A 13,869-nucleotide genomic window follows, 5' to 3' on the forward strand; every position below is an offset into this window, starting at 1 on the left:
GACCGCCCCAGCAATGCACGTCCTCGAAGGGAACGAAGATGACCAAGGCAGTGATCGTCGATGTAGTCCGGATCGCGTCCGGCAAGGGAAAGCCGGGTGGAGCACTGTCCGGGACGCACCCTGTCGAACTGATGGCCCACGTTCTGCGTTCCATCACCTCGCGAAACGGCCTCGACCCCGCTCTGGTGGACGACGTGATCGGCGGTTGCGTCGGCCAGGCCGGTGAGCAGGCGCTCAACATCACCCGCAGCGCGGTCCTGTCGGCAGGGTTCCCCGAGTCGGTACCCGCCACCACGATCGATCGCCAGTGCGGATCAAGTCAGCAAGCTGCGCACTTTGCGGCGCAGGGCGTGATCGCCGGGGCCTACGACATCGTGATCGCGGCAGGCGTCGAATCCATGAGTCGTGTCCCGATGGGTACCACGACGATGGGGAAGGACGCTTCCGGTCCGGGCATCGCGGCTCGCTACCCCGAAGGCCTGGTCAACCAGGGAATCTCTGCAGAATTGATCGCCGCCAAGTGGAAGCTTGACCGCGACGCTCTCGACGCATTCTCCGCGCAGTCCCACCAGCGGGCAGCAGAGGCAGCGGCGAAGGGGCTCTTCGACAAGGAGATTCTGCCGATCTCGGTGACCAACGCCGCCGGTGAGACCGTCTCGCATACCGTCGACGAGACGGTTCGCGCGTCTACTACCGCCGAGGGACTCGCCGGTTTGAAGCCGTCGTTCTACTCGGAGAAGTACGCGCAGCGCTTCCCCGAGGCGCAGTGGTCGATCACTCCCGGTAACTCGTCGCCGCTCACCGACGGCGCGTCCGCAGCACTGATCATGAGCGAAGAAATGGCGTCGAAGCTGGGGCTGACGCCGCGAGCACGCTTCCACTCCTTCTCCGTTGCGGGCGACGACCCGATCTTCATGCTCACCGCACCCATCCCAGCCACCCACAAGGTGCTCGCTCGCGCGGGTCTGAGCATCGACGACATCGACACCTACGAGGTCAACGAGGCCTTCGCTCCCGTTCCACTCGCCTGGGCTCACGAGTTCGGCGCCGATCCGGCAAAGCTCAACCCGTGGGGCGGCGCGATTGCACTCGGCCATGCCCTGGGGTCCTCGGGTACTCGACTGTTGACCACGATGGTCAACCACCTCGAGGCCACCGGCGGACGCTACGGTTTGCAGACCATGTGCGAGGGCGCCGGCATGGCCAATGCCACCATCATCGAACGCATCTGAAACACATAACCTTTCGAAAGGAACTCTCATGATCGTCAACGACAGCGTCGCCGTCGTCACCGGTGGAGCATCCGGCCTCGGCCTGGCTACGACCAAAGCCCTTCTTGCCGACGGTGCCAGCGTCGTCATCATCGACCTTCCGTCGTCCAACGGTGAAGCCATCGCCAAGGAACTTGGCGACCGGGTCCGCTTCGCGGCTGCAGACGTCACCGACGAGGCTGCGGTCACCGCTGCACTCGATGTGGCCGAGTCCCTCGGACCCCTGCGCGTGGCAGTCAACTGCGCCGGAATCGGCAACGCAGTCAAGACGGTCAGCAAGAAGGGTGCTTTCCCGCTCGACGCGTTCAAGAAGGTCATCGACGTCAACCTGATCGGCACCTTCAACGTTCTTCGTCTTGCTGCGGAACGTATTTCGAAGACCGAACCCATCGACGGTGAACGCGGCGTCATCATCAACACCGCCTCCGTCGCAGCCTATGACGGTCAGATCGGGCAGGCTGCGTACTCCGCGTCGAAGGGTGGCGTCGTCGGTATGACGCTCCCCATCGCCCGTGACCTCGCGTCGCTGCTGATCCGCGTCAACACCATCGCTCCCGGCCTGTTCAAGACCCCGTTGCTGGCCGGACTGCCTGAAGCAGCTCAGGCGTCGCTGGGTCAGCAGGTGCCTCACCCCTCTCGCCTGGGCGATCCCAGCGAGTACGGCGCGCTTGCTGCGCATATCGTCTCCAACCCTATGCTCAACGGTGAGACGATCCGCCTCGACGGTGCAATCCGTATGGCACCGCGGTAATTTCGGCTATTCATGACTGGCGAGGTGGAGCCCGTGAATTCGGTGGCAGTGGACTGGAGGACTTTCCCGCCGCTGGTGATGACCGACATCCTGATGGCTTCGCTCGAGCTGTTCGACGAGAACGGTTACCACGGCACGACGGTGCGGCAGATTGCCAACCGTGTCGGGGTAACCGTTCCCGCGCTCTACTATCACCACGCGAACAAAGAGGCAGTCCTCGTCGCTCTGTTCGAGATCTCGATGAGTGAGCTGAATACCAGAACCGAAGCGGCAGAGGTGGAAGCCGGCGAAAATCCGGTACGACGCTTCGCCTTGGTGGTGGAGGCAATTGTTCTCTACATGACCCACCGGTCGCGGCATGCTGCGTTGGACACCGAGATTCGGCATGTCTCACCGGAAAGCCGAAGTCGATACGCCGCCAGTCGTAAGCGGCTCGAGTTGCTCATGCGCAGGATCGTCGACGACGGTGTGGCATCGGGAGATTTCGCGGTCACCGACACCGAAGAGACCGTCCGGGCCATACTCGGTATGGCGCAGTCACTGCCGCGTTGGTTCCAGACCGGCGGGCCGATGTCGCCGACGCAATTGGCGCAGAAGTACGTCGACATCGCTTTTCACACGGTCGGTTATCGTACGTAAAGTGCATTGCTCGTTAAACGAAGGTGGGCAACAGAGTGAAAACCTGTTGCCCACCTTCAGTATTCATACTTCAGCATTCACTCCGTGTCAGAGGCGAGTGACTTCGAGTCCGCCTTCGTGGTAGTCGGCCCTCAGGCGCTTCTTGTCGAACTTGCCGACGCTCGTCTTCGGAACTTCCTGAACCACAGCCCAGTTCTCGGGGAGCTGCCACTTGGCGACCTTGTCCGAAAGATATTGCTGGAGTTCGGACATCGTGGTCTCGGATCCGGCGCGCAGAACAACCGCGACCAACGGGCGCTCGTCCCACTTCTCGTCCGGCACGCCGATGACGGCAGCTTCGGTGACGTCGGGGTGACCCATGACGGCATTCTCGAGGTCGACCGATGAGATCCATTCGCCGCCGGACTTGATGATGTCCTTGGAGCGGTCTGACAGGCTCAGGAAGCCGTCGGCCGTGATGGATCCGACGTCACCGGTCTTGAGCCAGCCGTCGTTGAACTTGTCTTCCGCATCGACGCCGTAGTACGACCCGGTGATCCAGGGGCCGCGCACTTCGAGCTCGCCGACGGAAACGCCGTCGTGTGCAACAACTTTGCCGTCATCGTCGATGAGACGTGCCTCGACGGATGCCGGGAAGCGGCCCTGAGAGTAGCGGTACTTCCACATCGCGTCGCCGGTGACACCGGCCGGCGGGCGGGCAACGGATCCGAGTGGGGAGGTTTCGGTCATGCCCCAGGCGTGCAGGACGGAGACGTTGTGGTCGGCTTCGAATGCGTGCATGAGGGCAGGCGGTACAGCGGAGCCGCCGATCAGAACCTCACGCATCGAGGAGATGTCCTGTGGGTTCTGCTCGAGGTAGAGGTGCAGGCCCTGCCAGATGGTGGGTACGGCCGCGGCGAACGTCGGCTTCTCGCTGGCGATGATCGCAGCCAACGGAGCAGGCTGGAGGAAGCGATCGGGCATGATCAGCGAGGCGCCGATCATGAACGCAGCGTAGGGAAGTCCCCACGACATGGCGTGGAACTGAGGCACCACCGCGAGTGCACGATCGCCCTGCGCGAGGTTGGGGCCGTCGCTCATGCAGACCTGCATGGAGTGCAGGTAGATCGAGCGGTGGGAATAGACGACGCCCTTGGGGTCGCCCGTGGTGCCGGACGTGTAACACATTGCGGCAGCACTGAGTTCGTCGACCTCGGGCCAGTCGAACTCGGTTGGCTGATCGGCGATCAAGCCCTCGTATGTGTGAACCTGCACGCCCTCGGGAGCTTCGAGTCCCGCAGTGGAGGAACCGGTGACGATGATGTGCTTGACGGTTGTCAGCGACGGAAGCTGCGGAGAGAGAAGCGGAATCAGGGACGGATCGACGATGATCACGCGGTCCTCGGCGTGATTGGCGACGTGGATCAACTGCTCGGGGAACAGACGAATGTTCAGCGTGTGGAGCACAGCACCCATCGAGGGGATCGTCAGGTACGCCTCGAGGTGCTCGGAGTTGTTCCACATGAACGTGGCGACTCGCTCGTCACCCTCGACACCGAGTCCGCGCAGGGCGTGCGCAAGCTGTGCGCAGCGCTTGCCGACGTCTGCGTATGACACACGGCGCGGGCCGGACTCGGTCCACGTGACAACCTCGGAAGCGCCGTGAACGGAGGCACCGTGGCGGAGAAGTTGAGCAATGGAGAGGGGGGCGTCTTGCATGGTGCTCAGCATGGGCTGCTCCTGTGTGGTGTGTGAGACCGGTGCTTTTGCCCACGGGCCCTCACAAACGATGTGCTGTGGCTGCCAGATTAGTCACAGCTCCGAAGTGCTCGCTAGTGACCCACTGCACTAGCGAAAAACCACGCTATGAGTAGCGCTCCCGGATCGACCACTCCGCGAGCGGCTTCGCCCACATAACTTGCACGTCCGCGGTTCGCGAGCATGGTTTCGGTCGACTCCGCGCCGGCCGCCGCCGCTGCCGCTGCGCTGGCCAGAGCGGCGTCCCGATCGGCTCCCGAGTTCACGGATTGCTCCAACGACTCGACCGCCGGAACTATCGCGTCGACCATCGTCTTGTCGCCGACGCGTGCGCCGCCGAGCGAGGTGATGTTGTCGAGCCCCGCCCGTGCTGCAGTCGCGATCGCGCCGAGGTCGAGTTCGGAGTCCGCTGATTCTGCGGCGACGCGGAAGAAATGCCGGAACCAGATGCCGAACAACGCGCCGGACGTACCGCCGGCGTGACCGAGGTACGCCTGGGAGACTGCATCGAATATCGTTGCAGTGGAATAGGTGTCACGGATCGCCGAGATATCGAGCTGATCCAGTGCGGCCACCATGTTGGTCCCGAAGTCGCCGTCTCCCGCTCGTCGGTCGAGATCGGTCAGGGCAGGTTCCTGCTCCAGTACCTTCGCGGCCCAGTCCGCAATCCAGCCGCCGACGAAGCTGCTTTCGGCAGTGCGTGAGGTGTCGGGTGTGAATGTGGGACCGAATGATTCACGCTTGCCCATGCCGCTGTACTCACGTGCCATAGCATTCGGCCAGGCGGGCGCTTTTGTTGGCGCGTCCCATAATTCGAGGATTTCTTTGTTTGTGCGAACAAGGGTGATGGATGCTCCGGCCATGTTCAATGCAGTGACGAACGTTCCGATCAGCGTCCGCTCGATGTGAATTCCCTGGTCGGCCAGATAATCTCCGAGTTCGGCGAACAGTAGTTGCAGCTCCATTGGGTGGGTGGCTCCCAGCCCGTTGACGACTGCAATGACGTGATCACCTTCGGCGAGACTCAGGGACTCGATGATCGGATCCGTCAGCCGTCGCACCAATTCCGGTGCGGGCAGGGCGTCCACGCGTTCTGTGCCGCGTTCGCCGTGGATGCCGATACCGAGTTCCATCTGCCCGTCCGGTAGGTCGAACGACGGCTCGTCAGCCCCCGGCAAGGTGCATGGGCGAAGAGCGACGGCCATGCTGCGAGCCGAGTGCGCGACGTGTTGTCCGATCCGGGTCACCTCGGCCAGGTCGTCACCGCGGGCGGCCGACGCGCCGCAGACCTTCTCCACCACGATCGTTGCCGCAGTGCCGCGTCGCCCCGGGCCGCTACCGTCTGCGCGTTCGGTCGCGACGTCGTCGTCGACCAAGACGACGTCCGTGTCGATCTTGTCCTCGCGGAGTAGTTCCCGTGCGATACCGAAATTCATCACGTCGCCGGTGTAGTTCTTCACGATGTGCAGGACGCCGCCACCGGCGTCGGCAGCTTTGGATCCTTCATGGATCTGCAGTGCGTTGGGTGAGCTGAAGATCAACCCGGGACAGACGGCCGTGAGCATTCCTTCGCCGATGAATCCGGCGTGCATGGGTTCGTGACCCGAGCCGCCGCCGGAGACGAGCGCGACTCGCCCGCGCGGAAGGGGCTGTGCACGAGTGAGGTATCCGGGATCGGGGTTCCACGCGATGTCGTCGGTGGATGCGATCAACCCGCGGAGTGCGTCGGGAACAAATGTCTTTGCGCTGCGCATGAACATCACTTCAGAGTAGGTCTAACGTCGACTTCGGGCACGGATCGTGATCGACGAGAGGTGGACGGCGTGAAATTGGGGTTGGTACTTGCCGGTGGCGGCGTTGCGGGAATCGCCTGGGAAACCGGTTTTCTGTTGGGCGTTCAGGACAAATCGCCGGACGCTGCCGCAGCGCTGCTGGCAGCGGACGTATTGATCGGCACTTCTGCAGGTTCCACCGTGACTGCTCAGATTGCGGGCGGCGCGACACTTCAGGAGCTTTTCGACGCACAAACGGCCGCTGCGACCGGTGAGATCGATCCGGAGGTAGATGTCGAGGTCCTCGGTCAGATGTTCGTCGACGCGATCGCGGGCTCCGCGGATCGGTCCGAACAACTTCGTGCGCTCGGCGAGGCAGCGATGGCCGCCGACACCGTCGAACCCGCCGTGCGTCGTGCGGTCATCGAGGCAAGGCTGCCCAATCGGTTGTGGCCCGAGCGGGAGTTGCGCATCCCGGCGATCAACGCACAAACCGGTGAGTTGAGGGTGTTCGGCAGTGCTGACGGCGTAGACCTGATCGACGCAGTTGGAGCGAGTTGCGCCGTACCAGGGGTGTGGCCGGTGGTCACGATCGACGGCGACCGGTACATGGACGGCGGAATGGCAAGTGGCTCGAATGTTCATTTGGCTGCCGACTGCGATGTGGTCGTGGTTCTTTCACCTGCTGCCGATCCCGCCCCGAATCTGCTGGGCGGCAGTCTACGAGAGGAAATCGACGCGATGACGCAGTCACGGGTACTGGCGATCTTCGCCGACGACGCCGTCGTGGAAGCGATCGGAACCAACTCCCTCTCGCCGGCGACAAGGCGCCCGGCAGCTGAACTGGGACGCGAACAGGGTCGCCGAACAGCTGACGAGATCGCTGCGTTTCTGGTGACGGCATGAGCGCCGCACGGATTGCCGTGGTCCTGCGCCCGGAGCAATCCCCTGAAGATCTGGTTCGGCATGCGGGGTATGCCGACGAAGTTGGTATCGATGAGGTCTGGCTGTGGGAGGACTGCTTCTTCGGTGGAGGAATAGCCACTGCTGCAACTGTATTGGCCGAAACCACGCGCCTGGGAGTGGCGATCGGTGTGCTGCCGACGCCGATGCGCAACACCGCGATCACGGCGATGGAGATTTCGGCGCTGGCCAGAGTTCATCCGGATCGACTGCGGGTTGGCTTCGGCCACGGTGTTCAGAGTTGGATGCGGCAGATCGGCGCCAAGGTCGAATCGCCGTTGACCCTCCTCCGAGAGCAGTTCGGAGCACTCGAGCGGTTACTGCGCGGTGAGTCGGTGACGGTATCCGGTCGATACGTGAATCTCGCGGACGTCAAGCTGGCGTGGCCGCCCGAGAAGGTGCCGCAGTTGCTCGTCGGTGCCACGGGGCCAAAGACTTTGGCGCTCAGTGGTGAGCTGGCGCAGGGCACCGTGCTCTCGGGTGGGACGACCCCGGAAGGCGTCCGCCGGGCGATCGCTCATATCGGAGCGCAGGATCTCGAGGTGGTCGTTTACGTCATCTGTGCATTTGGTTCCAGCGGTCGTGAGCGCGCCCTTGCCGAGGCCGCAGCGTCAGGGTGCGAGTCGCCGGAGGAAGCGATTGCCGTGGGGACCGCGGCCGACGTTGCGGCCGCAGCACTGCGATGGGTGGACGCGGGTGCAACCACCGTGGTGCTCCAACCGACCGTTGACGAGCCGGACGTCCGCGAGTTCATTCGCCTTGTCGCGCAGGAGGTACAACCGCTGATGGTGTAGCTCAGGCGGCTAGTCGGGACAGAACTTCGTCGATGTCGGCAGTGCTCACGTCTCGATGTGTCACGAACCGAACCTTCCCGGCGACGGTGACTGCACCGACGTCGACAGCGGCGAGCTGAGCAACGGTGGCCGACGGATCGGCTGTGGCGGCGAGAACGATGTTGGTTGCGGGTTCGTCGACAGCCCAACCGCGTTCACGAAGGCCCGACGCCAGGCGTTGCGCATTGTCGTGATCGTCGGACAGGCGAGCTTGTGAGCGAAGCGCGACGATGCCGGCTGCGGCAAGCACCCCGCCCTGACGAACGCCGCCGCCGAGCATCTTGCGGATCCTTCGGGCTTCGGTGATCAATTCAGGTGATGCGGCCAGAATCGAGCCGACCGGCGCACCGAGTCCCTTGCTCAGGCACACCTGGACGGTATCGGCGCCGGAAGTCAGTTCGGTGGGCGAAACATCGAGTGCAGCAGCGGCATTCCAGAGGCGGGCGCCGTCGAGGTGAATCTTCAAGCCGCGTGATCGCGCTGCGTCGACCAGTTTCGTCCACTCCGTCGGATTCATGACAGCGCCGCCGGCGAAATTGTGGGTGTTCTCGAGACAGAGCAGCGTGGTGTTCAACGTGAAGTACGGGCCGGGGGAGCCCGCCGCCTTCACGACGGTCTCGGGACTGGGACGTCCGGGTCCGCCGTCGTGCGGCAGCGCCATCGGCATTCCCTGTGCGAGCCAAGCAGCGGTGCCCAACTCTGACCCCAAGACGTGAGAGTGTTCCGGTGCGAGGAACTGATCGCCGCGGCGAAGGTGCAGCATCAGCGCAATCAGGTTGCCCATCGATCCGCTCGGTACCCACAAGGCCGCCGGAAAGCCCAGAGTATGTGCGACCTCTTCCTCGAGCGCCGCCATGGTCGGGTCGTGATCGAGGACGTCGTCACCGACCTCGGCGTCAGCCATCGCCTTCCGCATCTCCGCATCAGGCTTGGTGACGGTGTCCGAGCGTAGGTCGATGTACGACGAAGTCATGGCTCATTCGATCAAGCCGCGTGTTCCGGCGTCAAACCGCGGCCTTTGCTGGACGGCTATTCCGGCCTGATAAATCAATATCGCTGAGGATGCCTTCCGTGTGATGATGGGCGCCGGCAATCGTCGGTGAAGAGAACAAGAAGTGGAAGGGACAGGCATGCGCGACTCGAAGCAAGCGTTGCACCTGCGCGGGCACTCACCCCGCGGCAGTTCCCTTCCTGCATTCGGGGAACAGAGTGGCGCTGGATATATGCCGTTCCCCGTTTCTTGCATTTGCTCCTGACCCGTCTTCACGTCCAGGAGTTCCACTCCTCGACATGAACTGAGACGTCTCATGCGGAACCCGAACCGCGCATCTACCGCCGCTTCTCACAGTTGGATGAACCGGTCCGTCCGGGTACTCAACGCAACGTACGAGTACCTCGGTGAAGTGAGCGCCGATCGTGCGATCGTCCTGATCGCCACAGGTTCCGCGCAGTCCACCGAAGACGTGATCCCGATACTTCCGGTGCGCTCCAAGCACGTCGAGATCCCACTGCCTCGGACGATCCTGCTTGCCGAGTACGTGTATGTCGCCCACCGGGTTACGGTCACCGATTCCAGCCGAGCGACCTTCGCCGGCATCTTCGACCGGGACGGTCGTCAATGTGCGTACTGCGCCGCCAGAGCAACGACCATCGACCACGTCCAGCCGCGAAGCCGCAACGGGCCCAACACGTGGGGGAATCTGGTGGCGTGCTGCAGTTCCTGCAATCAGCGCAAAGCGGATCGCACACCGGCTGAGGCCGGCATGCGGCTGCTGTGGGAACCGAAGGCACCTCGACGCATCGAGAAAGTGCAGCAGAAGATCTGGCGTGAATTGAGTCGGACGTGACGGTCCAAAGGAGTAAGTGATGTGCGCTGACGAAATCTCGAATCTGGCTGAGCTTCTGCCGATCTCGGACGACCGAACCTGGTGGCAGGCGGAATGTCGAGGAGACCCCGAGCCGGACCGCTGGTTTCCCTTTCCGTCCGAGGGATACGACTACGCGACCGACGTGTGCAACAGGTGCCCGATTGCGGAATCGTGTCGTGAATTCGCCTCTGCCACTGGTCAGACCGGAATCTGGGGTGGAGTGAAGTTCGAGCAGGGCAGGATCGTCGCGGCGTGAGGGATCAGATTCCCGGCTCCGCGGCGATCGTACCGGCCGATACCGCCCGGCACAGAGCGTCGTGGTCACGTTCGGTTTGATCGGCGTAGAGCCGAGCAAACCGGGTGAGGGCGGTGTCGACCGTGTCCGAGGTTCCCAGGTAACCGGAAATCAGTGACGCGCCACTGGTTCGTGCATGTCCCTTGGCCAGTAGGCGACCGCAGATCGCGACATAATCGGTCAAGGCTGCTGCATCGATATTGTTCAGGTCCACAGAACCTTTCATGTTCCGGAACTGACGGACGTAGTACTGGCGGTCGTCCACGGTGCACCACCCGAGCAGTGGATCGCTGACTGTCTGGAGAGCCTGCTGGTATTCCGCGACGCGTCGTCCCTGATGGTCGTGCCAGGCCGAGTCGCCGTGCACGAAGGGGGCGACGACGGATCGGCGAGCCTGCTTGAGCTGCAAGAAGATGACGTCGTCCGGGATGCTCCCTTCGCACAGGGCGACATACGCACGCAGAGCGACGCTTCCGACTCCGACAACCCGGTGCGCAACGTCGATGACGTTGTATCCCGAGACGACTCGGCGCCAGTGTGGTGCAAGGGTTTCGAGATACTCGTCCAGACCCTCCAGGAGGAAGTCGGTGTCCTGCGGCGTGAGTCGTGTTGTGAGCGGCGGGTTTTCGACCAACTGGCGCCGTCCGTGATCCTCGACAGTGAACCGGGGTACCGCGTGATCGCTCGTACGCCGTCGTGCGCGCTCCGCGGCGCGGCGGATCTCGGCCAGCAACCCGGGATCAGTGACGTGGTCGGTGAGTCCGTCGAGATCGACCCGGTCGAAGGAGCGATCGAACAGTGGACGCTCGGACAGCTTTGCCAAGTGGAGGCGATATGCGGACACACACGAGGTTGTCGCTGTTTCGCATTGAGCTTCGGTGAGACCGTTCTGCCGCCCGGCCACCCAGATGCTCGCAGCCAACCTTCTCAGGTCCCATTCCCAGGGGCCCGGATGTGCTTCGTCGAAATCGTTGAGGTCTATGACAAGTTCGCGTTCCGGGGACCCGTAGAACCCGAAGTTTCCGACGTGCGCATCCCCGCAGATGACGGGAGTGATGCCGGTGGACGGGAGCTGCGCCATGTCCTCTGCCATCAAGCCGGCGGTACCGCGCAGGAAACCGTACGGTGAAGCGACCATGCGTCCCACACGAATCGGAACCAACCAGTCGAGTCTTCCCTCGTGTGCCGTGTTGACCTGATCGACCGGATCGCGTCGGTTGGGCGGGGGCGTCCAATCACCAAGCGACGATCGTGCTACTCGCTTGCGCAGGCCCTTCCCGATTTTGCGACGCTCACTGCGGGGCGTCTGACGCGCTCGCAAAGTCGCCCTGCCGTCCGGTTCGTTCTCGAGAGCCAGCTGGCCGGCAGGCCTGTTCACCGGGTCCATGTCGGGCTCTCTTTCGTCGGGCGTGCGAAACTCGCGCTCGATCCTATGCCCGCTGGATTGCGCGCCGCGCGACGAGTTCCTTAACTACCCGCCTGGGCAATCAACTCGACAGCGCGGTCGGCGCACAGTTCCGGGTCCGGCATTCTCCCGATACCGAGGCATTCGACAACGGCGAACGACGTATCCGGTGTCGTTTCCACGCCGAGCGCCCACCCGAAGTAGTGATTCCAGGCGAGTACGGCTCGGTGGCCACTGTGCTGCGGAATCTCGCTGCCCAGAACGAGTACTGCGTCGAACGCGGGGCCGTCGCACCAGATGACCGATTCGGCGAAGGTGGAGCTGGCGACGGCGACTACGTACCTGTGACAAGTCGATTCACTCGGAATGGCGATGTGTGCACGCATGGTCGCTCCTCCGGCTCGGTTGCGATCGGAGGGTTCCCCGTTGCCGGCGCCGAAAAAACGCTTGGCAGATTACGTCCCGGCCACAGATCTACGACGCAGACGGTGTCTGAGATGTTTTTGTGCTGCCCGCGCGACCGAGCGAGTCGAGAGATACTGCTCGGCGGGTATCAACCGGGAACCGAACAAGTAGAACCTTTGGGCTTCGTCGTGGTCGTGTGTGGCCGCGGAGATGAGCAGACGTTCGATCGCGGTGAACTTTCGCCCACCGGCGTAACCGCTCATGTAATCGATGTGTTTCGTCATACTCGCTCTGGCACTGCGGTATTCGGCCAAGGCAGCGTTCACGTTCCGATGCGAGTCGAGTGTGTGTGAGGTCGTCTCCGTCAGCATTTGGGCGGTCGCGTCGACCAGCATCTGAGCGGTCTCCAGTGCCCACGAGCATCCGATGCCCCATAACGGGTCGTTGGTTGCCGCGGCGTCGCCGATGAGTGCGAACCCGTTACCTACCGGGTCGGTGAGGATTGTGGAGAAGTGTTTGGTACCAACGATCTTCCCGACGATGTGCTCTCGGCGAACGGGCGGAGCGCCGGGTAATGCGTTGGCGTACGCGAGGAAAGCAGTAGACAGGTCGTCAGTGAACGGGCCGAGCTTGTCGAGGGCAGGGAAGACGACCAGCACGCTGATTCCGCCGTCGTTGGGGAGCAGATAGGCGACGTCGGGATCCATGAACCACGACAATGAAGATTCTCCGTCGGGTCGTTCGAGTCCGGAGAGTTGAGCGAAGTAGCTGAAGCGCCCGTTGGACGCACTCACCGAGTCGCAACGCGCGGATCGTGCGACGGTCGAATCCTTGCCGTCTGCTCCGACGGTCAATCGTGCTTCGACAGTGAAGGCCGAACCCTGCTCGGTGCCGTAGACGCCTGCAGTAGTGCCGTTCTTCGTCAGTAGTCCGGAAACACGATGTCCGAGAAGAAGGTCGACGTTCTGGTAGTCGTTCGCGAGTTGGCGCAGGAGGGGGTCGAGAGTTTCCCTTCGGACGTTGAATCCAGGCGGCGGTGAGTTCTCCGCAGCATCAGGGGTGATCATTCCCCACGGGGTCCAGAATTTCGGAACGGTTTCCACCATTCCCAGGGCGAGCAGTTTTTCCGTGGCGCCGAGTCGTTGCAAGATCGGGGCACCGCAGGGTTGTAGGTGGTGAGTGCACAGGACTTTGTGCGCCCGGATGTCGGAGCGAGCGTCGAGAAGCGCTATCCGCAGACCTTGCTGGGCGTACATGATTGCGGCCGCGCATCCCGCGATGCTCGCGCCGACAATTACAACGTCATAGTTTTCCCGTGCCTTCGAAGTCACTCGATCAGTTTAATGCATAAGGTTATAACTTAAATTTGACTGGATTTAGTCATCGTGTTCGGGCGTTAAGTCCCGAACCGCGGCCCGGATGGACTGTTCACGAAGCTCGTTCTCTCTGCGCAGTTCACGACGCCGACGACCGGCCTCGAATCGCTGCCTCGCGATTGTTCCGGTCGGCCGCAGTTGGGGTACCTCGGCCGGTTTTCCGTCGCTGCCCATTGCGACCATCGTGAAGTAGCAACTATTGGTGTGTCGAGATTTTCCGAGAAGAATGTCTTCGGTTTCGACGCGTATCCCGATTTCCATCGAGGTGCGCCCGGTGTAATTGACCGAAGCGCTGAACGTGACGAGTTCTCCGACATGCACCGGTTCGCGGAACACCACACGATCCACCGACAGGGTCACGACGTACGTCTGGGCGTATCGACTCGCGCACGCATAGGCGACCTGGTCGAGAAACTTCAGAATCGTTCCGCCGTGAACGTTGCCCGAGAAATTGGACATGTCCGGCGTCATGAGGACGGTCATGGACAACGTTTGTTTCGATGCTTGCTGCGATGCTTGCTTCAATTCGGGCAGGGAGTTCGATTCGGACATCG

The 13,869-nt window shown here is 62.7% G+C and carries 14 protein-coding genes; 7 read left to right on the forward strand and 7 right to left on the reverse strand.

All coding sequences use genetic code 11. The annotated features are described in order from the left end of the window. The first annotated feature begins 38 nt into the window (after positions 1-38). From RE4_RS00625 to RE4_RS00635, 3 genes are read left to right on the forward strand one after another with little or no spacing between them, the layout of a single operon-like run. Positions 39-1,232: a thiolase family protein gene (locus RE4_RS00625; protein WP_019745830.1), complete on the forward strand. Its 1,194-nt coding sequence runs from the start codon at positions 39-41 to the stop codon at positions 1,230-1,232. Between the two features lie 28 nt (positions 1,233-1,260). Continuing rightward, positions 1,261-2,022: a 3-hydroxyacyl-CoA dehydrogenase gene (locus RE4_RS00630; protein ID WP_003942978.1), complete on the forward strand. Its 762-nt coding sequence runs from the start codon at positions 1,261-1,263 to the stop codon at positions 2,020-2,022. Between the two features lie 12 nt (positions 2,023-2,034). Next, positions 2,035-2,661, forward strand: a complete 627-nt coding sequence (locus tag RE4_RS00635; protein WP_060937800.1) for a TetR/AcrR family transcriptional regulator — start codon at positions 2,035-2,037, stop codon at positions 2,659-2,661. Between the two features lie 87 nt (positions 2,662-2,748). Here the strand turns inward: RE4_RS00635 and RE4_RS00640 are convergent, their stop codons facing one another. Both RE4_RS00640 and RE4_RS00645 read right to left on the reverse strand, forming a co-directional pair. Next, the gene (locus RE4_RS00640) at positions 2,749-4,371 is read right to left on the reverse strand and encodes a long-chain fatty acid--CoA ligase (protein ID WP_019745828.1); all 1,623 of its coding nucleotides are present in this window, start codon (positions 4,369-4,371) and stop codon (positions 2,749-2,751) included. A gap of 101 nt (positions 4,372-4,472) precedes the next feature. Then, a complete protein-coding gene (locus RE4_RS00645) occupies positions 4,473-6,158 on the reverse strand; it encodes a dihydroxyacetone kinase family protein (protein WP_021345909.1) in 1,686 nt (561 codons plus the stop codon). Positions 6,159-6,212: 54 nt separating this feature from the next. Between RE4_RS00645 and RE4_RS00650 the strand changes: the two genes are divergently transcribed. After that, a complete protein-coding gene (locus RE4_RS00650; RefSeq protein ID WP_060937801.1) occupies positions 6,213-7,076 on the forward strand; it encodes a patatin-like phospholipase family protein in 864 nt (287 codons plus the stop codon). Then, the gene (locus RE4_RS00655; protein ID WP_060937802.1) at positions 7,073-7,927 is read left to right on the forward strand and encodes an LLM class flavin-dependent oxidoreductase; all 855 of its coding nucleotides are present in this window, start codon (positions 7,073-7,075) and stop codon (positions 7,925-7,927) included. The genes RE4_RS00650 and RE4_RS00655 overlap by 4 nt, the downstream gene beginning before the upstream one ends. 1 nt (position 7,928) lies before the next feature. Here RE4_RS00655 and RE4_RS00660 read toward each other — a convergent pair whose 3' ends face one another. Continuing rightward, on the reverse strand, positions 7,929-8,939 hold the full coding sequence (locus tag RE4_RS00660) for a threonine aldolase family protein (protein ID WP_019745824.1): 1,011 nt from the start codon (positions 8,937-8,939) through the stop codon (positions 7,929-7,931). 334 nt (positions 8,940-9,273) lie between these two features. Here RE4_RS00660 and RE4_RS00665 point away from each other — a divergent pair, with 334 nt between their 5' ends. Continuing rightward, entirely contained in the window at positions 9,274-9,813 is a 540-nt protein-coding gene (locus RE4_RS00665; RefSeq protein ID WP_020971175.1) for an HNH endonuclease, read from the forward strand. A gap of 19 nt (positions 9,814-9,832) precedes the next feature. Beyond that, the gene (locus tag RE4_RS00670; protein ID WP_003943196.1) at positions 9,833-10,090 is read left to right on the forward strand and encodes a WhiB family transcriptional regulator; all 258 of its coding nucleotides are present in this window, start codon (positions 9,833-9,835) and stop codon (positions 10,088-10,090) included. 4 nt (positions 10,091-10,094) lie between these two features. Here RE4_RS00670 and RE4_RS00675 read toward each other — a convergent pair whose 3' ends face one another. From RE4_RS00675 to RE4_RS00690, 4 genes are all read right to left on the reverse strand, one after another. Beyond that, positions 10,095-11,516 carry a DUF2252 domain-containing protein gene (locus RE4_RS00675; protein WP_019745821.1) on the reverse strand — a complete coding sequence of 474 codons (1,422 nt, stop codon included), beginning with the start codon at positions 11,514-11,516 and terminating at the stop codon, positions 10,095-10,097. A gap of 80 nt (positions 11,517-11,596) precedes the next feature. Further along, positions 11,597-11,920: a DUF6292 family protein gene (locus RE4_RS00680; RefSeq protein WP_019745820.1), complete on the reverse strand. Its 324-nt coding sequence runs from the start codon at positions 11,918-11,920 to the stop codon at positions 11,597-11,599. 69 nt (positions 11,921-11,989) lie between these two features. Then, positions 11,990-13,270: an NAD(P)/FAD-dependent oxidoreductase gene (locus RE4_RS00685; RefSeq protein WP_020971174.1), complete on the reverse strand. Its 1,281-nt coding sequence runs from the start codon at positions 13,268-13,270 to the stop codon at positions 11,990-11,992. Between the two features lie 45 nt (positions 13,271-13,315). Further along, entirely contained in the window at positions 13,316-13,867 is a 552-nt protein-coding gene (locus RE4_RS00690; RefSeq protein ID WP_020909529.1) for an acyl-CoA thioesterase, read from the reverse strand. Positions 13,868-13,869 lie beyond the last annotated feature (2 nt).

Source organism: Rhodococcus erythropolis NBRC 15567 (genome assembly GCF_001552595.1).
In the GTDB taxonomy this organism is placed as follows: Bacteria; Actinomycetota; Actinomycetes; order Mycobacteriales; family Mycobacteriaceae; genus Rhodococcus_F; species Rhodococcus_F erythropolis.